The sequence below is a fragment of the Rhizobium aureum genome, assembly GCF_030182495.1.
GTDB classification, from domain to species: Bacteria; Pseudomonadota; Alphaproteobacteria; order Rhizobiales; family Rhizobiaceae; genus Rhizobium; species Rhizobium tropici_C.
The window spans coordinates 63,553-86,040 of sequence record NZ_JAQJCI010000004.1 but is presented as its reverse complement, the minus strand read 5'-3'; the positions used below and the strand labels follow the sequence as shown (position 1 = coordinate 86,040).

General features: G+C 61.4%; 20 protein-coding genes. 8 read left to right on the top strand and 12 right to left on the bottom strand.

Annotated elements, in window-relative coordinates; genetic code table 11:
- Positions 1-33: 33 nt before the first annotated feature.
- The 4 genes from PH552_RS11490 to PH552_RS11475 all read right to left on the bottom strand — a co-directional run bounded on the left by PH552_RS11490 (position 34) and on the right by PH552_RS11475 (position 3,131).
- Positions 34-501, bottom strand: a complete 468-nt coding sequence (locus PH552_RS11490; RefSeq protein ID WP_113250567.1) for a GNAT family N-acetyltransferase — start codon at positions 499-501, stop codon at positions 34-36.
- A 20-nt stretch (positions 502-521) separates the two neighbouring features.
- On the bottom strand, positions 522-1,025 hold the full coding sequence (locus PH552_RS11485; RefSeq protein ID WP_113250568.1) for a GNAT family N-acetyltransferase: 504 nt from the start codon (positions 1,023-1,025) through the stop codon (positions 522-524).
- 3 nt (positions 1,026-1,028) lie between these two features.
- A complete protein-coding gene (gene gatB, locus PH552_RS11480) occupies positions 1,029-2,534 on the bottom strand; it encodes an Asp-tRNA(Asn)/Glu-tRNA(Gln) amidotransferase subunit GatB (protein WP_183764944.1) in 1,506 nt (501 codons plus the stop codon).
- Positions 2,535-2,621: 87 nt separating this feature from the next.
- Entirely contained in the window at positions 2,622-3,131 is a 510-nt protein-coding gene (locus tag PH552_RS11475) for a GNAT family N-acetyltransferase (RefSeq protein ID WP_113250570.1), read from the bottom strand.
- A gap of 301 nt (positions 3,132-3,432) precedes the next feature.
- Here PH552_RS11475 and PH552_RS11470 point away from each other — a divergent pair, with 301 nt between their 5' ends.
- Positions 3,433-3,690, top strand: coding sequence for a YjhX family toxin (locus tag PH552_RS11470; RefSeq protein WP_113250571.1), 258 nt, complete (start codon positions 3,433-3,435; stop codon positions 3,688-3,690).
- A gap of 61 nt (positions 3,691-3,751) precedes the next feature.
- On the opposite strand, the gene PH552_RS11465 is transcribed toward PH552_RS11470, so the two are convergent.
- The 4 genes from PH552_RS11465 to PH552_RS11450 all read right to left on the bottom strand — a co-directional run bounded on the left by PH552_RS11465 (position 3,752) and on the right by PH552_RS11450 (position 8,590).
- Entirely contained in the window at positions 3,752-5,749 is a 1,998-nt protein-coding gene (locus PH552_RS11465; protein WP_113250572.1) for a DUF4139 domain-containing protein, read from the bottom strand.
- Between the two features lie 216 nt (positions 5,750-5,965).
- Positions 5,966-7,447, bottom strand: coding sequence for an Asp-tRNA(Asn)/Glu-tRNA(Gln) amidotransferase subunit GatA (gatA, locus tag PH552_RS11460; protein ID WP_113250573.1), 1,482 nt, complete (start codon positions 7,445-7,447; stop codon positions 5,966-5,968).
- Positions 7,448-7,505: 58 nt separating this feature from the next.
- Positions 7,506-7,793, bottom strand: coding sequence for an Asp-tRNA(Asn)/Glu-tRNA(Gln) amidotransferase subunit GatC (gene gatC / locus PH552_RS11455; protein WP_037194314.1), 288 nt, complete (start codon positions 7,791-7,793; stop codon positions 7,506-7,508).
- A gap of 86 nt (positions 7,794-7,879) precedes the next feature.
- A complete protein-coding gene (locus PH552_RS11450) occupies positions 7,880-8,590 on the bottom strand; it encodes a metal-dependent hydrolase (RefSeq protein ID WP_113250574.1) in 711 nt (236 codons plus the stop codon).
- A 117-nt stretch (positions 8,591-8,707) separates the two neighbouring features.
- Here PH552_RS11450 and ruvX point away from each other — a divergent pair, with 117 nt between their 5' ends.
- The gene (ruvX, locus tag PH552_RS11445) at positions 8,708-9,202 is read left to right on the top strand and encodes a Holliday junction resolvase RuvX (protein WP_113250575.1); all 495 of its coding nucleotides are present in this window, start codon (positions 8,708-8,710) and stop codon (positions 9,200-9,202) included.
- Here ruvX and PH552_RS11440 read toward each other — a convergent pair.
- From PH552_RS11440 to PH552_RS11425, 4 genes are all read right to left on the bottom strand, one after another.
- On the bottom strand, positions 9,139-9,471 hold the full coding sequence (locus PH552_RS11440; RefSeq protein ID WP_113250576.1) for a DUF6105 family protein: 333 nt from the start codon (positions 9,469-9,471) through the stop codon (positions 9,139-9,141). The two genes, ruvX and PH552_RS11440, sit on opposite strands and share 64 nt — an antisense overlap.
- Before the next feature lie 413 nt (positions 9,472-9,884).
- Positions 9,885-10,541: a TetR/AcrR family transcriptional regulator gene (locus PH552_RS11435; RefSeq protein WP_113250577.1), complete on the bottom strand. Its 657-nt coding sequence runs from the start codon at positions 10,539-10,541 to the stop codon at positions 9,885-9,887.
- Between the two features lie 104 nt (positions 10,542-10,645).
- Positions 10,646-11,263 carry a GNAT family N-acetyltransferase gene (locus tag PH552_RS11430; RefSeq protein ID WP_113250578.1) on the bottom strand — a complete coding sequence of 206 codons (618 nt, stop codon included), beginning with the start codon at positions 11,261-11,263 and terminating at the stop codon, positions 10,646-10,648.
- Positions 11,264-11,266: 3 nt separating this feature from the next.
- Positions 11,267-12,925: an acyl-CoA dehydrogenase family protein gene (locus PH552_RS11425; RefSeq protein ID WP_113250751.1), complete on the bottom strand. Its 1,659-nt coding sequence runs from the start codon at positions 12,923-12,925 to the stop codon at positions 11,267-11,269.
- 184 nt (positions 12,926-13,109) lie between these two features.
- On the opposite strand from PH552_RS11425, the gene PH552_RS11420 reads away from it, so the two are divergent.
- From PH552_RS11420 to rnr, 6 genes are all read left to right on the top strand, one after another.
- Positions 13,110-14,066: an aspartate carbamoyltransferase catalytic subunit gene (locus PH552_RS11420; RefSeq protein WP_069614943.1), complete on the top strand. Its 957-nt coding sequence runs from the start codon at positions 13,110-13,112 to the stop codon at positions 14,064-14,066.
- Positions 14,063-15,352 (top strand): dihydroorotase, encoded by a 1,290-nt coding sequence (locus tag PH552_RS11415; RefSeq protein ID WP_112344235.1) that lies wholly within the window; start codon positions 14,063-14,065, stop codon positions 15,350-15,352. Before PH552_RS11420 ends, PH552_RS11415 begins: the two co-directional genes overlap by 4 nt.
- Positions 15,353-15,383: 31 nt before the next feature.
- A complete protein-coding gene (gene plsY, locus PH552_RS11410) occupies positions 15,384-16,004 on the top strand; it encodes a glycerol-3-phosphate 1-O-acyltransferase PlsY (RefSeq protein WP_169644910.1) in 621 nt (206 codons plus the stop codon).
- Positions 16,004-17,152 carry a DNA-processing protein DprA gene (dprA, locus tag PH552_RS11405; protein WP_113250579.1) on the top strand — a complete coding sequence of 383 codons (1,149 nt, stop codon included), beginning with the start codon at positions 16,004-16,006 and terminating at the stop codon, positions 17,150-17,152. Before plsY ends, dprA begins: the two co-directional genes overlap by 1 nt.
- Positions 17,153-17,425: 273 nt before the next feature.
- Complete coding sequence (gene topA, locus PH552_RS11400; RefSeq protein ID WP_113250752.1) at positions 17,426-20,095, top strand: type I DNA topoisomerase; 2,670 nt, start codon at positions 17,426-17,428, stop codon at positions 20,093-20,095.
- Positions 20,092-22,470: a ribonuclease R gene (rnr, locus tag PH552_RS11395; RefSeq protein ID WP_113250580.1), complete on the top strand. Its 2,379-nt coding sequence runs from the start codon at positions 20,092-20,094 to the stop codon at positions 22,468-22,470. The genes topA and rnr overlap by 4 nt, the downstream gene beginning before the upstream one ends.
- Positions 22,471-22,488: the final 18 nt, after the last annotated feature.

Here is a 22,488-nt window from a genome sequence, read left to right as displayed (position 1 = left end):
GGCTTGTCCAGTGATTCCAGCGGGCAAGAGGCTTCATTTCAATAGCATCTTGAAGCCCAGATGCGTCGGCTTGAAACCCAGTCTCTCATAGAAGCGGTGCGCGTCCTTGCGGGCATTATTCGACGTCAGCTGAATCATCCGCATACCGCGGCTTTTTGCCTCGTCGATGCAGAAATTGATCATAGCGGCGCCAATCCCCTGCCCGCGCATATCGGCTCGCGTCTGCACCGCTTCGATGATCATGGCAGAACCGCCCCGCCCGGTCAGCGTCGTCGTGATCATCGCCTGGAACGTCCCGACCACTTCTCCGGCGAGTTCGGCGACATACAGCGTCTGATCCGGCGATGCCGCGATAGTGCGAAACGCACGGAGATAATCGTCATAGGCAGAGGGATCGGTCGTATCGCCGTGGCCGCCCACCGCATCGGCGGCGAAGAGGCCGATCAGCGCGCGAAGGTCGGCTTCCTTCGCTTCGCGGATCATCGGGCGGACGTCTTGCATAAACGGTCTCGTCTATTCTTTCAGTGGGCCGCCAATGGCTTCTCGAATATCAGCGCCGGAATGCCCGACTGCCCGTTGCCGCAGTTTTCGGTGCGGCCAACATCGACAAAGCCATGCGCCTTGTAGAAGGCGATGGCCGCCTCGTTCTGCGGATCGACCTCGAGGCGCATGATCTCGGCGTCCGGGAAGCAGGTCTCCAGCTCAGCGAAAATATCGCGGCCGATACCCTCGCGCTGATGCTTTGGGCTGACATAGAGCATGTGAAGCATGACGGTTTTCGTCATCTCTTTGGACATGGCGGCATAGCCCATGCCGCCGATCGTCTTCCCGTCATCGGCCACCAAAAATTCGGAATTCTTGTTCGCCAGCCGCGCCTTCAATGAAGCCGTCGAATGCCAGGAGGCATGCAGCTCACTGACCTTTTCCGGACCGTAGATCCGGTCATAGGTCGCATGCCAGGTCTCGCCGAGCAGAGCGCGGACCTTTTCCAGGTCCTGCTCGCTGGCGGTGCGGACGAAGAACATCGGCTATTCCTCTTCGATGCCGAGCTTGGCCTTGACCAGCGCCTGCACGGCCTGCGGGTTGGCCTTGCCGCCAGTCGACTTCATCACCTGGCCGACGAACCAGCCGGCAAGCGTCGGCTTTGCCTTGACCTTGGCGACTTGATCCGGGTTCGCGGCGATGATCTCGTCGACAGCCTTTTCGATCGCGCCGGTATCGGTGACCTGCTTCATGCCGCGTGCCTCGACGATCTCGGCGGGATCGCCGCCTTCGTTGAGCACGATTTCGAACAGATCCTTGGCGATCTTGCCGGAGATGGTTTCGGCCTTGATCAGATCGATGATCGTGCCGAGCTGGGCGGGCGAAACCGGAGTCTCTTCAATGTCTTTGCCGGTTCTGTTCAGAGCGCCCAGCAGGTCGTTGATGACCCAGTTGGCAGCCATCTTGCCATCGCGGCCGGCGGCAACGGCCTCGAAATAATCGGCGATCGCCTTTTCCGAAACCAGAACTGATGCGTCGTAGATCGAAAGGCCGAGTTCGCGGACGAAACGCTCCTTCTTGTCGTCGGGCAGCTCCGGCAGATGCTCGGCAAGCTCCGTAACGAAGGCATCGTCGAATTCGAGCGGCAGCAGATCCGGATCGGGGAAGTAGCGGTAGTCATGCGCATCTTCCTTGGTGCGCAGGGACCGCGTCTCGCCCTTGTTCGGATCGAACAGGCGGGTTTCCTGGTCGATCGCACCGCCATCCTCCAGAATGCCGATCTGACGGCGCGCTTCATATTCGATCGCCTGGCCGATGAAGCGGATGGAGTTGACGTTCTTGATTTCGCAGCGCGTGCCGAATTCGCCGCCCGGACGGCGCACCGAGACGTTGACGTCGGCGCGCATGGAGCCTTCGTCCATGTTGCCGTCGCAGGTGCCGAGATAGCGCACGATCGAGCGCAGCTTCGTCATATAGGCCTTCGCCTCGTCGGCCGAGCGGATATCCGGCTTGGAGACGATTTCCATCAGCGCGACGCCGGAGCGGTTCAGATCGACATAGGACATGGTGGCGTGCTGATCGTGCATCGACTTGCCGGCATCCTGCTCGAGGTGCAGGCGTTCGATGCCGATCTCGATATCCTCGAACTGGCCCTGACGGTCCGGACCGAGCGAGATGACGATCTTGCCCTCGCCGATGATCGGATCCTTGAACTGCGAGATCTGATAGCCCTGCGGCAGATCGGGATAGAAATAGTTCTTGCGATCGAAGATCGAACGCTTGTTGATCTGCGCCTTCAGGCCAAGGCCGGTGCGCACGGCCTGCTTGACGCATTCCTCGTTGATGACGGGCAGCATGCCGGGCATGGCTGCATCGACGAGCGACACATTGGAATTCTGAGGCTTGCCGAACTCCGTAGAGGCGCCGGAGAAGAGCTTGGACTTGCTCAGCACCTGGGCGTGGACTTCCATCCCGATAACGACTTCCCAGTCACCGGTGGCACCGGGAATGAAGCGTTTCGGATCTGGCGTACGGACGTCGACAATGGTCATGGGAAGCTCTTGTATAATGCTGTTTTCTGCTTTGGTGAGGTAGAGCAATTGGCGAGGCGGCGCAAGGCTTTCGGCGTCGGCGGCGTGCTATATGACCGGTCCGTAGACGCCGTCGCTCTCCTCGACCAGCGATTTCGAAAGCCCGACTGTGGGAACATCGCTATCGAGCTTCGGGGAATAGACGATCGACAGCCAGCGGATCTCATAGCCGCGCGCCCTGAAGAAGGCGATGGCGTCGGTATTTCCCGCATGGCTCTGCAGAGAGACCTTTTCCAACCCCTGCTCGCGCACATCCTGCTCAATCCGCGCAAGCAAAGCCGAGCCGAGGCCGCGCCGCGCGAAATCGGGATCGATCCAGAAATCGGAGATCGCCTCGTCGAGCGCTTCGCGCGCCGCCCATCCCACAGCCTCGCCGTTCAACTCGATAACGGTGATCGTCAGCCATAGATTGCTGGTGAAATTGGTAAAGGCTTCGCTTGCACCTTCCAGCAGTTCACCCGTGCCGCCGATCGCGCTCATCGCCTTCTGCCAGGAGCGCAGGCCAATGCTTGCCAGCACCGCCGTTTCACCTTCATGGGCATTGCGAATGTTGATCATCGAGCCCCCGTCGTTTGAAAACAGTAAAGCATCGGCCAGAGGCTTTTGCCAGCGGCGAGATTCGCTGCCACGCCTGGCGGCGGAAAGACACCTTCCGAGTTGAACTTGACCTCAAGGCGCAACCTGCTTTAGACAGGGTGCATCAACGGAGTTTTGATGTCTAACTTTTGTCAGTCCCGGTAAAGGCCCCGCTCGCAAGTCTTCTTGCGTGCCGGGCCTGAAAAACGAAGCCCCGACTTCCCTAAGGGAAGGCTCGGATCGTTTTTGTGCGCCGTTTGGCGCTATACGGATTCTGACAACAATGGACATTTCCCGCGCCGAACAGCGCATTCTCCACCTGCTCGCCCAGGGCGGGCGCATCGAAATCGAACGCAGCGACAACAAGAAGATCGAGACCGTCTACTGCTTTACGCGAGACGGCTGGATCTATCCCGATTTCGGCATCGACCTCTTTCGCCGGCTGAAGCGCCTCAAGGCCATCAAATCCAAGGACGGCCATCCCTATCGCATCAGCGAAAGGGGATTGCGGCTGGTGAGGGCGCAGCTGAACAATCGATAGAACAAGCCCGAGAGCCGCCCCCTGTTGGGCGGCTCTCGCCGATCGATGTGAGGCGCGGCGATCAGAACGTCCTGATGATGTCACTCACGTGGTCGCCCCGACGATCGCTTTCCTGCTGCACCGCATCGCGCCTTTCATTCATCGAGGCGATTTGATCCTCGCTGTCAGCCAGAGCCTTCAAATAGCGCTTCTTCAAATCGCCGTTGTCAGGCACGGCGCCGAGATTGCGCCTTATCCGCTCCTGCTCATTGACGGTTTTCTCGATTTCGCTATCGAGGCTCGCCAGTTCGTTCTGGATCGCGACCTGCCTTTTGCGTGCATCGGCGAGATTTGTAAGCTTGTCCGTCAGTTCCTTGTCATGGGTCGAGGCCGACCAGCCGAGCAGCATGTCCGGATCGGTATCGACCAGGGCGTAGCTGTTGCTCTGAAGCTGTTCGTCGACAGCCGTCAACACTTTTTCCGCGCCCGCCGGCACGATCGCCTTCAGCCGCTGGTGCGTTGCCGTCTTGCCGAAGCCTTCGGCCGATGAGAACGACCAGCCATCCCTGATCGGGTGCTCGATGATGACGGTTCTTTCCCCATCGAGCGCGCCTGACACGGTGTATGTCGTCGTCTGGCGATATTTGACGGTAGCATTCATCACCCCATCGGAAACTTTCAGCGAGGCGATCTCCTCCGTCGGTGTCTGCTGTTCACTGATCGATACCTTTCGGTCGGTCGCAAAGCTGGCGAGGCGCGTGTCATCCTTCGGCAGCGCCGATAGCTGGGAATCGCCGATATAGCCGGTCTTGCTGTCGTAGAGCGTCAGAATCCCCGATGGCATGCTGACCCCGATGGTGTTCTTGAGCATTACGGCGGCAATGGGATTGCGAAGGACGCTGCCAGCCCGATACATATCCACCATGTCGGCCTCCACCTCCGCATCCATGATCGGCACCGACAAGGTATCACCATTGGCCAGATCATAGATCCCCGGAAGCTCGAAAGTGGCCGAGATATCGCTTTCGGTCGCGGCGGTGGGATTGGTCGCGGCAATCTGCATGGGCGCGGCCGGACTTTCCAGCTCGTCAGCCGCGTACGCCTTTCTGCTGACGCCGCCCATCATCGCTTTTGCAGGCGCAGGTACGGCTCGTTCCTCGACATTTGCCGACAGACGCTGCCGATTGGACAGGTCCCCGCTATCTGCATCAGGAACATTGTTCGACGCGGTATGAACGGGCACTTCCTGCCGCTCTCTCCAATAGAGCTGGTGCAGGCCCTGCTTCAGCGTTACCGGCTCGGCCGAAGTCAGTGTCAGCTTGATGCCCTTCCAATCCTCGCCGCTGGCATTTTCCAGCACTGTCCATGCCTGCAAGTGCGCCTTGTTATTTCCATCGATGACGACTTTATAAGCCGTTTTCCAGATCGGCGACGGCACGACATAGGTCAGGCCGACGGCACCGCTGTCCTTCACACCGTTCACCTTGATATCGACGGAGCGCGTGCGGTCGTTCTTGCCGCGAGCGATGGTTGTCGCGGCTTTCGCGATCTTCGCTCTCAGGTCGGGATCTTCAAACCGGACGGAGGCATCTTCACCAAGTGTCAACGTCTCCACCGCTCCATCCTGGTCGATAACAGTCAGCAGGTAAGTCGGGGCCTTCTCGTCGGCCTTCCTCGTCTCGATTCCCAGAATGTTTCCTTCGACAGTCTTGCCGCCGCTGGTGACCGATACTTTGGCGCCCTGCAGCGATGTCAGAAGCGACGGCACGGATGAGAGCGCTTCCAGACTGAACGGCAGGCCCTTGAACGTTTCCTGCAACGGCTGTGGCCCTGCCAGCGAGATGCCGGCCACCGAACCTGCAAACCCGTTGACCACAAGGCTCTTCAGGATGTCATCGACCTGATCGAGCGGCACCTCGATCCGGATCACGCCGTCGCCATCGACATCAGCCGATCGGGAAACCTGAGCCAAGCCGCCCGAGGACAGGGTGATGGATCGAATGGCCCCATTGTCGGCCGCCAGCGATATCGCCGGACATGACGCGCCGAGGAGCAGGATCGCCGTGACTTGCTTGAGCATGAAGAGACCTTCCGATTCGGTTGCAGAGGACGAGACCACGCGGCTCTCTGCAATTTATGATCGTATTTCGGTCCAAAATGTGATGGCGTTCAGGCGGAATATTGGCATGTGCAAAAAGGGCCGCCCGGATTTCCGGGCGGCCCTTATGATAAGTAGCGCCAGACGTCGCGAAGCTTGACGAGATTGGTCATCAAGCCACTCGTCTCATTGCAGTGCTTACCACCACTTCGCCGGCGTGAACTTGCCGGCGGCCTGTTCGATGACGTGGGCGGTCTTGAAGAGGGTTTCTTCTTCGAACGGCTTGCCGATGAGCTGCAGGCCGAGCGGCAGGCCCTTCGGGTCGAGGCCGGCGGGAACGGCGATGCCTGGCAGGCCCGCCATGTTGACCGTCACCGTGAAGATGTCGTTGAGGTACATCTTCACTGGATCGGACGCGAGGTCCTCGTCGGCGATGCCAAAGGCCGAGGATGGGGTCGCTGGCGTCAGGATGGCGTCGACGCCGGCGTTGAAGGCCAGTTCGAAGTCGCGCTTGATCAGCGTGCGAACCTTCTGGGCACGCAGGTAATAGGCGTCGTAATAGCCGGCCGAGAGAACATAGGTACCGATCATGATGCGGCGCTTCACTTCCTGGCCGAAGCCGGCAGCGCGGGTCTTCTCGTACATGTCGACGATATCCTTGCCATCGACGCGCAGGCCGTAGCGAACGCCGTCGTAGCGGGCGAGGTTCGAGGAGGCCTCGGCGGGCGCAACGATGTAATAGGCCGGCAGTGCGTATTTCGTATGCGGCAGCGAGATATTGACGATCTCGGCGCCAGCATCCTTCAGCCAGGCAATACCCTGCTGCCAGAGCGTCTCGATCTCTCCCGGCATGCCGTCGACGCGATATTCGTTCGGGATGCCGATCTTCATACCCTTCAGCGACTGGCCGAGCGAGGCTTCGTAATCCGGCACGGGCAGGTCGACCGAGGTCGTATCCTTGGCATCGACACTTGCCATCGACTTCAGAAGGATGGCGGCATCGCGCACGTCGCGGGCAATCGGGCCGGCCTGGTCGAGCGACGAGGCGAAGGCGACGATACCCCAGCGCGAGCAGCGGCCATAGGTCGGCTTGATGCCGACGGTGCCGGTGAAGGCTGCGGGCTGGCGGATGGAGCCGCCGGTGTCCGTGGCCGTCGCGCCGGCGCAGAGATGGGCGGCAACCGCAGCGGCCGACCCGCCGGACGAGCCGCCCGGAACCAGCTGCTGGTTCGAACCCTTGGCACGCCATGGGTTGATCACCGGGCCGTAATAGGAGCTCTCGTTGGAGGAGCCCATGGCGAACTCATCCATGTTGAGCTTACCCAGCATGACGGCGCCGTCATTCCAGAGGTTCTGCGTGACGGTCGATTCGTAGTGCGGCTCGAAACCATCCAGGATGTGGCTGCAAGCCTGCGTATGAATGCCTTCCGTGCCGAACAGGTCCTTGATCCCAAGCGGAATGCCTTCCAGCGGACCAGCTTTGCCTTCCGCAAGGCGAGCATCCGACACCTTGGCCATTGCCAGCGCCTTTTGCGGCGTCACCTTCACATATGCATTGAGCTGAGCATTGGCAGCCTCGATCGCCGAGATATAGGCCTCGGTCAGTTCGGTGGCGGTAATCTCCTTGGCGCGCAGCTTGTCGCGGGCTTCGGCAATGGTCAGGCTGGTCAGTTCGCTCATTTTGTTTCGCTTCAGATCTGGAATTGGGCAACGGGTCGGAAAAGGCTCGAAGGAACCGTTATTCGACGACTTTGGGCACCAGGAAGAAATTCTGATCGGTATTCGGCGCATTGGCGACGATGTCGGCAGCTTTGTTGCCGTCCGTTACTTCGTCGGCTCGCTTCTTCATCGCCATCGGGGTTACCGAGGTCATGGCTTCGACACCATCGACATTCACTTCGGAGAGCTGCTCGACGAAGCCCAGAATGCCGTTCAGCTCGCCCATCATCCGCTGCGCTTCGTCTTCGTTGACGGCGATGCGGGCAAGATGAGCGACGCGTTTGACGGTGGCGAGATCGACGGACATGGCATTCTCCGGATAGGTGACTTATCCACTAAAGTGAATTTGCTTCACGCTATAAAGGCCATGCCCGCCATACGCAACGGGTATCGTCAGGCAGAAACGCTCTCGCCTACCTTCGGCGCGGCAACCGCCGTCTTCGAGCCTTCCATGCCGGCGATGAACTTTTCCGGCGTCTGGTCGATGATCGGGAACGTGCCGTAGTGGCAGGGAATGGCGGTCTTGAAGTTGAAGAAGCGCTGGCAGGCGAGTGCCGCCACAGCACCGCCCATGGTGAAGCGGTCGCCGATCGGCAGGATGCCGATATCGGGCAGATGCAGTTCATTGATCAGCGCCATATCCGAGAAGATGTCCGTATCCCCCATATGGAACAGCGTCGGCTCGTCGTCGAAATGCAGCATCAGGCCGTTCGCATTGCCGAGCGCGTGGGAAACGCCATCCTCGGTGATCTGCGCGGAGGAATGCAGCGCATTGGTGAAAGTGGCCGAGAAGCCGCCAAGGCCGATCGTGCCGCCGGTATTGCCCATTTCCAGCTTCTCGACGCCCTTGGTGCCAAGCCAGGAAGCGAGGTCGGCATTGGCGAGAACGACCGCGCCCGTGTCCTTGGCGATCTGAACCGTGTCACCCACATGGTCGCCATGGCCATGCGTCAGCAGGATATGGGTCACGCCCTGGGCAACGTCCTTGATGTTGAGACCGGCGGCCGCAAAAGAAGAATTGTAAGACAGAAATGGATCGATCAGTATTTTTGCCGTCGCCGTTTCAATGCGAAAAGCGGAGTGGCCGAGCCAGGTGATCTTCATTGGATTTCTCCTTATGACTTGATTTGAAATGTAAGGCTGGTGTCTAGGAAATATCTCAAACCGCAACAAAGAAAAGCGGTTAGGACTTCAATTTGTTTTGACAGGAGCACGACCCTGATGACGACGCTGACCATCGAAGATCTAGCCGCGACGCTCCTGCCCGGCCAGCCGATTGCCGGCCTCGATCTCGGTACCAAGACGATCGGACTTGCGATGTCGGATCTCGGGCGACGCTTTGCAACGCCTCGCCCAGTCATCAAGCGCGTGAAGTTCACCCAGGATGCCGAAACATTGCTCGCCTTCGCCGAGAAGGAAAAGGTCGCGGCCTTCGTCATAGGGCTTCCGATGAACATGGATGGCTCTGCCGGACCGCGCGTGCAGGCAACGCGTGCCTTCGTGCGCAGCATGTCGGAAAAGACCGCCCTGCCCTTCGTCTTCTGGGACGAGCGGCTTTCGACCGTTGCCGCCGAGCGGGCGCTTCTGGAAATGGACGTCTCGCGTGCCAAGCGCGCCGAGCGCATCGACTCGGCAGCGGCAAGCTTCATTCTTCAGGGAGCCTTGGACAGGCTGTCGGCGCTCGGAAGGGCAAGCTTGCCCGATTTCGACGGCTGACGGCGCTTCCACCACGCGATAACAGCGGCGCGGCGACGAAAGCCAAAGATCGCAAAGACCAGGAGACTGTCGAAAGCGATCGCGCGCGCGACCAGCGGCGGAATGGTTTCCGGCGGAATGCCGAGGATCTTGCCGTAGATATCGAAGACCAGGTCATGCATCTGCCGCGTCAGCATGAAGATGCCAAAGCTCATGTCGTAGTACGACAGATAATACCATGCCCCGAGAAACGAGACCGGCCCAGCCCAGCAAATCAACAACCACTTCATGCGGTACCCCTTCGACGCTGAAATTGCGTCGTGCCAGCCGAAAGGACGAGCCAGTTCGACAACGCCATGGCGCTCAACACCATCGCGGGCAGCGTTATATCTAGTGCAAGCACGGCGAAGAACATCATTGCCGCGACAAGAAACACTAATTTTGCGGGTCTCAACCCCATGGCTGCACGCTTGATGGTTAACTCTTCGTCTCCCAACAGTGACGAGTTAACAGCCGTGGCGCAATGTAAACCAATTGTTAAGGTTAATGGCGGAGCAGGCCTGTGGATATCCCCTACCTAGAGTCGGATGATTTTAGGTCTGTTCGACCTAAAATCTGAATCCGCTCTAGAATCAAAGAAGTAGAACATGATGTCGTCCGAAATCCCCTTACACTTTTCGGCATCATGCTCCAGGCCCCGATATCAGCCATAAACGCCGCGCACGAGCCGCTTCAGGGCCGTTGCCGCCTTCTCCCAATCCTTGCCGTTCTTCAACGCGAGCCCCGCGCATTGATCGCTGACAGCTGACGCCAGGACGATGTGCTGGATGGCGGCAAAGATCATGGCGTTGACCGCCTGGGCATCGACGCCCTTGGGCGGCACGAGCGAGCCACGCATGCGCTCGATCCAGCCGGCGAGCGCTTTGGAGCGCGCCTCGGACAGCCGGCGCACCTGCTCGCTGTTTTCGGAGACTTCCCAGGCGACTATGCGGCGCATCAGAGGATCCGCGCGCAACGCATCGAGAAATAGCAATGAAAGCCGCTCCATCAGATCGCCATAGGTCAGAAGGAACATGCCGCCGGTATCGTCGGGGATGCGATCCGTCACCCAGCTACCGAGATCCGTACCTATAGCTTCCACAAGGCCATTCAAGCCGCCGTAATAGCGGTAGATCAGCTGCTTATCGCAGCCGGCGCCGCGGGCCACCGCATTGATGCCGAAATTCTGGAACCCCTCCTCCGCCAGCAACCGCTTTGCGGCATCGAGGATTGCCTGTTCGGTTGCGGCGCGATTGCGCACACGCTTTTCCACGACAGGCACTTCCAGGGGAATTTTAACGGCAGCGTTTGCTGTGGACATCGACTCGACTCCAATCTGTCACCGAGCGGTGAATAGCAAGCCAAGTCGCCTCGAACAACAAAGCCGAGATGGCTCGCGTCCGCCAAAACGCGCGAATCCACAGATTAGAGATATTGACCAAACCATATCGTGGTCTCGGACGCCAGACCCGGCGGGAGCTCCACGGGAACGAAGCCGCGCGATGACCAGAAGCGGACGCCGCCATAATTGCCGCTGTTGGCGCCCAGATGGATGCCTTTGACGCCGCCGGCACGGGCATCCGCGATCCAACGATTGAGCAGTGCAGTGCCGATGCCCCTACCCTGGGCACGCGGCAACAGATTCATATGAATATGCGCAGGGAATCTCCCGACAAGGATCGTAGGCGCCTGCTTGGGATGATGTATGGCCGATATGCGCTCCTGATCCGCATCCCAGAGCGCCGGATCACCTTGCGGATCGGCATAGCTCTGCCGCAAATGCGGCCACCATTCGCGCTCCAGCCGCTCCTCGAACGCCACGGTATCAAAGACGCCTGCAATGTAGCCGAAGACACCCTCGTCGTCCTCGGCGACGAAAACCAGTTCGGGATGAAGCGCGGCGTAGGGCGCGGAATAGATGTGGCCGATCAGCCGGCCGTCCCGATGCAGCGGAGCCGCATCCTTGCCGGCATCGCCTGTTGCAAGCGAGATGACATAGAGCTGATCAATATCCTCGGGGCGAACGGTTCGAATGGAAGCCATTGCTTATGTCGCCGGCGGATACAGCAGATCGACGATGTAGCTGGCGTCGAAGCGGGAATCGAGCATGCCGTAGGTGGCGCGCCAGCCGCCGGCGAGACGGGTTTCGATGAAGGCATCGGCGATCTTGCCGGCTCCGAGGCGATAAAGCTCGGCGGCACCGGCTGCGAGCGCCAGCTGTTCCACCAGCAGGCGGGCGGCGCCCTCATCCTGCTCGCAAAGCGCCATGGCGGCACGCAGGACATCGATGGTCTTCTTGCCGGCAGGGCCGAGATCGCGGGCGAGACCGGCAAAGACTGTTTCGAACAGGTCCCTGCCCCGGTTCAACACGCGCAGCACATCAAGTGCCATGACATTGCCGGAGCCTTCCCAGATCGCGTTGACGGGGGCTTCACGGTAATGGCGGGCGATCGGACGCTCTTCGATGTAACCGCTGCCGCCGATACACTCCATGGCTTCATAGATCAGCGCCGGCGCGATCTTGCAGCACCAGTATTTGGCAACCGGTGTCATGACCCGGGCATAGGCCGCATCCTCCGAGCTGCCACTTGCCTTGTCGAAGGCCTCGGCCAGGCGGAAGGCGAGTGCGGTCGCGGCGGCAACATCAAGGGCCATATCGGCAAGCACGCGCGTCATGATCGGTTGATTGACCAGCATCTTGCCGAAGACGCTGCGGCCGCGCGCATGATGCACGGCTTCAGCCAGCGACGCGCGCATGATGCCGGCAGATGCCAGCGCGCAATCGAGCCGCGTCAGCGTCACCATGTCGAGGATCGTGCGGATGCCGGCATCGGGTGCACCGAGCAGGAAGCCGAACGTATCCGTGAACTCGACTTCGGACGAGGCATTCGAGCGATTGCCGAGCTTGTCCTTCAGCCGCTGGAAGTGCAGGCCGTTGGCCGAGCCATCCTCCAGAAGCCGCGGCACGAGGAAGCAGCCCATGCCATCCTTGGTCTGCGCCAGCATGATGAAGGCATCGCTCATCGGCGCCGACATGAACCACTTGTGGCCCGAAAGCCTGTAGATGCCTTCGCTGACCTTATCAGCACTCGTCTTGTTGGCGCGCACATCCGTGCCGCCCTGCTTTTCCGTCATGCCCATGCCGATGGTGACGGCACTCTTCTGCATGGCCGGCTTGTTGGACGAATCGTATTTGCGCGACAGGATCTTCGGTGCCCAATCCTTCTGCACCGCCGGGGAAGCCATCATGGCGGCGACCGAGGCGCTGGTCATCGTGAGGGGGCACAGATGGCCGCATTCGAGCTGAGCCGTCAGATAGAAGCGAGCGGCGCGCACCTTGTGCGAGTGACCCTTCGCCTCCGGATCGGCTTGCGCATCCCAGATCGAGGAATGCAGGCCCATCGCCATGGAGCGGCGCATCAGCGCATGCCAGGCCGGATGGAATTCCACGACATCCAGACGCTCGCCGCGCGGGCCGTGGGTGCGCAGCTGCGGCACGCCCTGGTTTGCCATGCGCGCCAGTTCCTGAGCTTCGTGCGAGGTGACGAAACGACCGTGCTGCTCCAGCTCTTCCCGTATCGAACGCGGCAGGCCGGAAGTGAGATCGACGATCAGCGGATCGGAACGATAGGCATTGATACCGGTCCAGAGGCTCGGCTGGTTCAGGTCGGCAAAGGGGTCGTCAGTCCGGGTCGGTTGGGTCATGAATCGCTTGTAGAGCAAGAAGGTTGCAAGGGAAACCGGAAGTTACGTCTCCCAGCGGCATAGGTCCTGTAGCGGGATTCGGGCGAAATTGCATGGGGAACACGTAGCCTCGGCGCATGCCGCCGCTTGCCCCGTGGGCGCTCCCTCTTTATAGACCGCCTGACGAAATCCAGAGGGCAGGTTCATGGTCTTCTTTCCCCACCGCCACCTCATCGGCATCAAGGGCCTCACCGAGCAGGATATCACCTATCTTCTCGACAAGGCCGACGAGGCGGTCAAGATCAGCCGCCAGCGCGAGAAAAAGACGTCGACGCTTCGCGGGTTGACGCAGATCAATCTCTTCTTCGAAGCATCGACGCGCACGCAATCCTCCTTCGAACTGGCCGGAAAACGGCTCGGCGCCGATGTGATGAACATGTCCGTCGGCAATTCCTCGGTCAAAAAAGGCGAGACGCTGATCGATACGGCGATGACGCTGAATGCGATGCGGCCTGATGTGCTCGTCATCCGCCATTCGAGCGCGGGCGCCGCAGCACTTCTGGCGCAGAAAGTCTCCTGCTCGGTCGTCAATGCCGGCGACGGCCAGCACGAGCATCCGACCCAGGCGCTTCTCGACGCGCTGACGATCCGCCGCGCCAAGGGCAAGCTTTCACGCATCATCGTGGCGATCTGCGGCGACGTGCTGCATTCGCGCGTGGCCCGCTCGAACATCCTGCTGCTGAACGCCATGGGGGCGCGCGTCCGTGTCGTAGCGCCTGCCACACTGCTGCCGGCCGGCATCGCCGACATGGGCGTCGAGGTCTTCCATTCGATGAAGGAAGGGCTGAAGGATGCCGACGTTGTCATGATGCTGCGGCTGCAGCGCGAGCGCATGTCCGGCGCCTTCGTGCCTTCGGTGCGCGAATATTATCACTTCTACGGCCTCGACGCCGAGACGCTCAAGGCCGCCAAGGAGGATGCGCTCGTCATGCATCCAGGCCCGATGAACCGCGGGGTGGAAATCGCCTCGGAGGTGGCCGATGGCCCGCAAAGCGTCATTGCCGAACAGGTGGAGATGGGCGTCGCCGTGCGCATGGCCGTGATGGAGACCCTGCTCGTTTCGCAGAACCAGGGTCCCCGCACTGAGGGAGTGGGCGCATGAGCAACTCGATCGTCCTCCAGAACGTCCGGATCATCGACCCCTCACGCGATCTCGATGAAGTCGGCGCCATCGTCGTCGAAGACGGCGTGATCGTTGCCTCCGGCAAGGATGCGAAAAACCACGGCATACCCAAAGGCGCGACCATTCGCGATTGCAATGGTCTCGTCGCCATTCCCGGCCTCGTCGATGCGCGCGTGCATGTCGGTGAGCCCGGTGGTGAACATCGCGAAACCATCGCCTCCGCCAGCCGTGCGGCAGCCGCCGGCGGTGTGACCTCCTTTATCATGATGCCGGATACGGATCCGGTCATCGACGATATCGCCCTGGTCGAATTCGTCCGGAAGACGGCGCGCGATACAGCCGCCGTCAACGTCTATCCGGCAGCCGCCCTCACCAAGGGGCTTGCCGGCGAGGAGATGACGGAAATCGGCCTGTTGCGGGAAGCGGGAGCCGTCGTGTTCACCGACGCCCATTCCGGCGTCCACGATAGCCAGGTCCTGCGTCGCATCATGACCTATGCGCGCGAATTCGGCGCGGTGATTTCCTGCGAAACACGCGACAAGTATCTCGGCGCCAACGGCGTCATGCACGAAGGCCTTCTGGCAAGCTGGCTTGGCCTTTCGGGCATCCCGAAGGAAGCCGAACTGATCCCGCTGGAGCGCGACCTCCGCATCGCGACGCTGACACGCAGCCACTATCATGCAGCGATGATCTCCGTGCCAGAATCGGCGGAGGCGATCCGCCTCGCCCGCTCGCGCGGCGCCAAGGTCACCTGCGGCATCTCCATCAACAATCTCGCGCTGAATGAGAACGATATCGGCGAATACCGCACCTTCTTCAAACTCTACCCGCCGCTGCGCTCCGAAGACGATCGCACAGGCATGATCGAAGCCCTGGCCGACGGCACGATCGACATTATCGTCTCCTCGCATGATCCGCAGGATGTCGATACGAAACGCCTGCCGTTCGGAGAGGCCGAAGACGGTGCAGTTGGGCTGGAAACGCTGCTTCCGGCAGCACTCCGGCTCTATCACAGCGGCCAGGTCAGCCTGATGCGGCTCGTCGATGCGCTCTCGACGCGGCCGGCGCAGATCTTCGGGCTCCCCGCCGGCACACTGAAGCCGGGCGCGAAGGCCGATATTGCGCTTGTCGATCTGGACGAGCCTTGGCTTGTCGCAAAAGACATGCTTCTGTCGCGCTCGAAGAATACACCCTTCGAAGATGCGAGGATGAGCGGCCGGGCTGTTGCAACCTATGTTGCCGGCAAGCTGGTTCACAGTCTCTAGGGCAAGCCCGAGGGTTTACGGAGAATAAGACGTGATGGCGGATTTCTGGACTTGGCAGCTTACCCCGCAGACCGCGCTCGCCGGCCTCGTCATCGGCTACCTGCTCGGCTCGATCCCATTCGGTCTGCTGCTGACGCGCATGGCCGGCCTCGGCGACGTGCGCAACATCGGCTCGGGCAATATCGGCGCGACCAACGTGCTGCGCACCGGCAACAAGGGGCTTGCGGCCGCGACCCTGCTGCTCGATGCCTTCAAGGGTACGGCCGCCGTCCTGATCACCGCGCATTTCTTCGGCGGCGATGCCGGCGCGCTGGCCGGCTTCGCCGCCTTCATCGGCCACATCTTCCCGATCTGGATCGGCTTCAAGGGCGGCAAGGGTGTGGCGACCTATCTCGGTATCCTGCTTGGTCTTGCGCCGCTGATGGCGCTGATTTTCGCCATCGTCTGGCTGGTCATCGCCTTCACCACACGCTACTCCTCGCTTTCCGCGCTGGTTGCAACCCTTGTCATACCGGTTGTATTGTGGATATTGGGTGTCGACAAGATCGCCGCCGTCATGGCGCTGATGACTATCATCTCCTGGTACAAGCACAGGGCCAATATTATCAGGCTGACCGCCGGGACGGAAAGCAAGATCGGAGCGAAGGGGTAATGGACACAGGCGGCGCAAGACGGATCGGAGTTGCGCTGACCGAAAGACAAAGGATCGCCTGGCTCAGGCTTATCCGCTCCGACAATGTCGGACCATCGACCTTTCGCGATCTCATCCATCATTATGGTTCCGCCGAAGCGGCACTTGCCATGCTACCGGAGCTTTCGCAGCGCGGCGGCTCGACGCGCGCCGTTCGCATCGCCGACGAGCGCGACGCATTGAGGGAGCTCGAGGCGGCGCATCGTTTTGGCGCGCGCTTCGTCGGTATCGGCGAGCCGGACTATCCCCCTGCCCTTCGTGAGATCGACGGCGCGCCGCCGCTTCTTACCGTCAAAGGCAATGTGCCGACAGCGACACGCGCGGCAATCGGCATGGTCGGCTCGCGAAATGCCTCGATCAGCGGCGCCAAATTCACGGCCATGATCGCCCGCATCTGCGGCGAGGCCGGCTATGCCGTGGTCTCCGGTCTGGCGCGCGGTATCGACACCGCAGCCCACCGCGCCAGCCTCACGACCGGCACGATCGCGGCTTTGGCGGGTGGGCTCGACCAACCCTATCCACCCGAGAATATCGGCCTGCTGAACGAGATATGGGACGGCAATGGGCTCGCCGTCAGCGAAATGCCCTTCGGCTGGGAGCCGCGGGCACGCGACTTTCCGCGCCGCAATCGCCTCATCGCCGGTATCTCGCTCGGTGTCGTGGTCGTCGAGGCGGCAACCCGTTCCGGCTCGCTGATCACCGCCCGTCTTGCCGGCGAATTCGGCCGGCTCGTCTTCGCCGTTCCCGGCTCGCCGCTCGATCCGCGCTGCGAAGGGACGAACGGCCTGCTGAAAGACGGCGCGATGATCGTCACGACACCGGACGATATCGTCGAAGCGTTGCGGCCGCTCGCCGAGCCGGACCTCTTCCGCCCGCGCCCGGCCGAAGCGCCCGTCGAACGGAGCAAACCGCTTTCTGCGCCGCCCGATGATGCCGAGCGCGACCATATCGTCGAGGCGCTCGGGCCGACGCCGGTCGAAATCGACGATATCGTCCGCCATACCGGCCTGCCGATTGCGGCTGTTCATTCCGTCCTTCTCGAATTGGACATGGCCGGCCGGCTGCATCGGCATCCCGGCGGATTGGTGTCGATCTCCATGCCGGATTGAAAACTGTGACACGCATACCAATTCTAAGCATCGCCGCGCCAAGCTCAAAAATCGCATTACAGCGCCGCGCGTCACATATGACGCGCAAAGGTCGCTGTAACACGTTAAAGGTGCTGTATAATTTTATCCTTCAATCGATTCCGATTTAAGGAATTATGCAGTAGCCTCTTGACCGCGACGATTTCCCTGTCCATGTCGGAAGGCCGGGAAGACGGAAAACCCGGTATCTCCCGCGCCTTATGTCGGCGCGACCTCTTATTCAGAGACTTGATGATGAACGTTGTAGTGGTGGAATCGCCTGCCAAGGCCAAGACAATCAATAAATATCTGGGACCCGGATATAAGGTTCTTGCATCCTTCGGCCATGTGCGCGACCTGCCCGCCAAAGACGGTTCGGTGCTGCCGGATCAGGATTTCGAAATGCTGTGGGAAGTCGATGGTGCCTCGCAAAAGCGCATCAAGGACATCGCCGACGCGCTAAAAACCTCCGACGGTCTGATTCTGGCGACCGACCCGGATCGCGAGGGTGAAGCCATTTCCTGGCATGTGCTCGACGTGCTGAACAAGAAGCGCGTCATCAACGGCAAGCCGGTGAAGCGCGTCGTCTTCAATGCCATCACCAAGAAGGCGGTGCTCGACGCCATGGCCGAGCCGCGCGACATCGACGTGCCGCTGGTGGATGCCTATCTCGCGCGCCGCGCCCTCGACTATCTCGTCGGCTTCAACCTGTCGCCGGTTCTCTGGCGCAAGCTGCCCGGCGCCCGCTCGGCCGGCCGCGTACAGTCCGTCGCCCTTCGCCTCGTCTGCGACCGCGAGTCGGAGATCGAACGTTTCATCTCGGAAGAATACTGGAATCTTTCCGCGATCCTGAAGACGCCGCGCGGCGACGAGTTCGAAGCCCGCCTCGTATCCGCCGACGGCAAGCGCCTGCAGCCGCGTGCGATCGGCAACGGCGAAGAGGCCGGCAAGCTGAAGGCGCTGCTCGAAGGCGCCTCCTATGTCGTCGACACCGTCGAGGCGAAGCCGGTCAAGCGCAATCCGAGCCCACCCTTCACGACGTCGACGCTGCAGCAGGCCGCCTCCTCGAAGCTTGGCTTCTCAGCCTCGCGCACCATGCAGGTGGCGCAGAAACTCTATGAGGGCGTCGATATCGGCGGCGAAACCGTCGGTCTCATCACCTATATGCGTACCGACGGCGTGCAGATGGCACCGGAAGCGATCGATGCCGCGCGCCACGCCATCGCCAACCAGTTCGGCGACCGTTACCTGCCGGAAAAGGCGCGCTTCTATTCCACCAAGGCAAAGAATGCCCAGGAAGCACACGAGGCGATCCGTCCGACCGACTTCGACCGCGTGCCGGACCGCATCCGCAAGTTCCTCGATGACGACCAGCTGAAGCTTTACGACCTGATCTGGAAGCGCGGCATCGCCAGCCAGATGGCTTCGGCTGAAATCGAGCGCACCACCGTCGAGATCCTGGCCGATAACGCCGGCAAGAAGGCCGGCCTGCGCGCTGTCGGCTCCGTCATCCGTTTCGACGGCTTCATCGCCGCCTATACCGACCAGAAGGAAGACGGCGAGCAGAGCGACGACAGCGAAGAAGGCGGCCGGCTGCCGGAGATCAATGCCCGCGAAAATCTCGCCAAGCAGAAGATCAATTCGACCCAGCATTTCACCGAACCGCCGCCGCGCTATTCGGAAGCATCGCTGATCAAGAAGATGGAAGAACTCGGCATCGGCCGCCCCTCCACCTATGCGGCGACGCTGGCGACGCTGCGCGACCGCGATTACGTGACCATCGACAAGCGCAAGCTGGTGCCGCAGGCCAAGGGACGGCTGGTGACAGCCTTCCTCGAAAGCTTCTTCACCAAATATGTCGAATACGACTTCACCGCCGACTTGGAAGAGAAGCTTGACCGCATCTCCGCAGGCGAGCTGAACTGGAAGGACGTGCTGCGCGACTTCTGGCGCGATTTCTTCGCCCAGATCGAGGACACGAAGGAACTGCGCGTCACCAATGTGCTCGATGCACTGAACGATGCGCTGGCGCCGCTCGTCTTCCCGAAGCGCGAAGACGGCAGCGATCCGCGCATCTGCCAGGTGTGCGGCACGGGCAATCTCTCGCTGAAGCTCGGCAAATACGGCGCCTTCGTCGGTTGCTCGAACTATCCGGAATGCAATTATACCCGCCAGCTTTCGTCGGAAGGCGGTGCGGAGGCTGAATCCAACGGGTTGAACGAGCCGAAGGCGCTCGGTACCGATCCGGTGACCGGCGAAGAGCTGACGCTGCGTTCGGGCCGCTTCGGTCCCTACATCCAGCGCGGCGACGGCAAGGATGCCAAGCGTGCCTCGCTGCCGCGCGGCTGGAAGCCGGAGGATATCGATTATGAGAAGGCGATGGCGCTGATTTCGCTTCCACGCGACATCGGTAAGCACCCCGAGACCGGCAAGATGATCTCCTCCGGCATCGGCCGCTATGGCCCCTTCCTTCTGCATGATGGCAGCTACGCCAACCTCGAAAGCGTCGAGGATGTCTTCACCGTCGGTCTGAACCGCGCCGTCACCGTTCTTGCCGAAAAGCAGAGCAAGGCAGGCGGCGGAGCGCGCGGCGGTACGCCCGCGGCATTGAAGGATCTCGGCGCGCATCCGGACGGCGGCGGCTCGATCACCGTTCGTGACGGCAAATATGGTCCCTACGTCAATTGGGGCAAGGTCAATGCGACCCTGCCGAAGGGCACGGATCCGCAGGCGATCACGGTCGAGGAAGCCCTGGCTCTGATCGCGGCGAAGGCCGGCAAGAGCGGCGGCACCACCAAGAAGGCGCCTGCCAAGGCAAAGGCCGCTGCAGCCGGCGCAAAAGCGACGAAAACAACCGCCAAACCGAAGGCTGCTGCAAAGAAGCCTGCGGCCAAGACGACAGCGAAAAAGAAGAGTGCAGAGTGAGCAGAGAACCGCGCGGCAGGACCTCATCGTCGGAACGGCGTTCCGGCAAACCCGGCCGCGCCGGCAAGGCAGGCGGTGACGCAGAGCCGATGATGGCGATCGTCCACGGCGTTCTGCCGCCGCGCGAGGTCATCCTGCGCTTCATCGCCGACCATCCGCAACAGGCGTCCAAGCGCGAGCTCGCCAAAGCTTTCGGCCTGAAGGGCGAGAGCCGCGTCGCGCTGAAGGACCTTTTGCGCGAGCTTGAAGAAGAAGGCATGGTGCAGAAGAGCCGCAAGTCGCTCATCCGCCCCGGCGCGCTGCCACCGATCGCCGTGCTCGATATCACCACCCGTGACAAGGATGGCATGCTGATCGGCCGTCCCGCCGAATGGGCTGAGGAAAATGGCGTCGCGCCTGCCGTGTTGATCAAGCAATCCTCCTCGCCCGCCGGCCGCAACGGCAAGGGCAAGGCGCCTGTCGCCGGCATGGGTGACCGCATCCTCGCGAAGATCTTCTCGGCCGTGGATCGCGGCGGCCCGGCCTATACGGCCCGCATCATCAAGGTCATCGACAAGCGGCAGGGCGCCTCCATGGGTGCCTTCCGCGAAACGCCGGGCGGCGGCGGACGGCTGATGCCCATCGAACGGCGTGGCGAGGAGATGGTGATCGACCCGGATTATACCGGCGGCGCCAAGGATGGTGATCTGGTCGAAGTCGAAGTGGCGCGTCTCGGCCGCTTCGGCCTGCAGCGCGCCAAGGTCTTGTCGGTCATCGGCTCCGTCGCGTCGGAAAAGGCGATCTCGATGATTGCCATCCATGCACATGGAATCCCACACGTTTTCCCCGCCGCCGTCATCGCGGAAGCCGATGCCGCCAAGCCGGCCACCATGTCCCATCGCGAGGATTGGCGCAGCCTGCCGCTGATCACCATCGACCCGGCCGACGCCAAGGACCATGACGACGCCGTCTATGCCGAAATGGATCCCTCACCCGACAATCCGGACGGCGTAATCGTCACAGTCGCCATCGCCGACGTCTCCTGGTACGTGCGCCCGAACTCGCCGCTCGACCGCGAGGCGCTGAAGCGCGGCAATTCGGTCTATTTTCCCGATCGCGTCGTGCCGATGCTGCCGGAGCGCATCTCCAACGATCTCTGCTCGCTGAAAGAAGGCGTCGACCGCCCTGCCCTTGCGGTTCGAATGATCTTCTCCAAGGAAGGCCGCAAGGCCGGCCATACCTTCCATCGCGTCATGATGAAGAGCGCAGCCAAGCTTTCCTACCAGCAGGCGCAGGCGGCGATCGACGGCAAACCCGATGACAAGACCGGACCGATGCTGGAGCCGATCCTGAAGCCGCTCTGGCACGCCTATGAGATTCTGAAAAAGGGCCGCGACCGGCGCCAGCCGCTCGAGCTCGACATGCCGGAGCGCAAGATCCTGCTGAAGCCGGATGGCACCGTCGATCGCGTCTTCGTACCACCGCGCCTCGACGCGCATAAGCTCATCGAAGAGATGATGATCCAGGCGAACGTCGCCGCTGCCGAGACGCTGGAAAAGCGGAAGCAGGTGCTGATCTATCGTATCCACGATGGCCCGACGCTCGCCAAGCAGGAAGTGCTGCGCGAATTCCTCGCCACCCTCGGCATTTCACTTGCCAAGGGCGGCAACGTGCGCGCCAACAGCTTCAACGGCATTCTCGCGAAAGCCGAGGGCACAGCGCATCAGACCATGGTCAACGAGATGGTGCTGCGCTCGCAGAGCCAGGCGATCTACAGCCCCGATAATATCGGGCATTTTGGCCTGAACCTGATGAAGTACGCCCACTTCACCTCGCCGATCCGCCGCTATGCCGACTTGATTGTGCATCGCGCTCTTGTCGGCTCGCTCGGCCTCGGCGAAGGCGGGATCACGCCGGACGAAGAAGCCTCACTCGACGATATCGCTGCCGAAATCTCGACTTTCGAACGCCGCGCCATGGCTGCCGAGCGCGAGACGGTTGACCGGCTGATCGCCCATCACCTCGCCGGCCGTGTCGGCGCGGAATTCGAGGCGCGCGTCGGCGGCGTCACCAAGTCGGGACTTTTTGTCACCCTGCCGGACTATGGCGCCGACGGTTTCATCCCTATATCTACGCTCGGCACCGATTACTTCATCTATGACGAAGCCCATCAGGCACTGACGGGTGAAAGAACCGGGCTCGGCTATCGTCTCGGCGATGATGTCAGCGTGAGGCTTGCCGAGGCCGTGCCGCTTGCCGGGGCTCTGCGCTTCGAAATGCTGAGCGAAGGCAGGCCGATGCCGACCGCGGTGCGTTCATTCCACAAGGCGACCCGCCGCAACAAGAACCCAGCCCGCAAGGCGCCGGGCACAAGACCGCCGCGCGGACGCAGATAAAAGGCGGCTGCCGGCAGA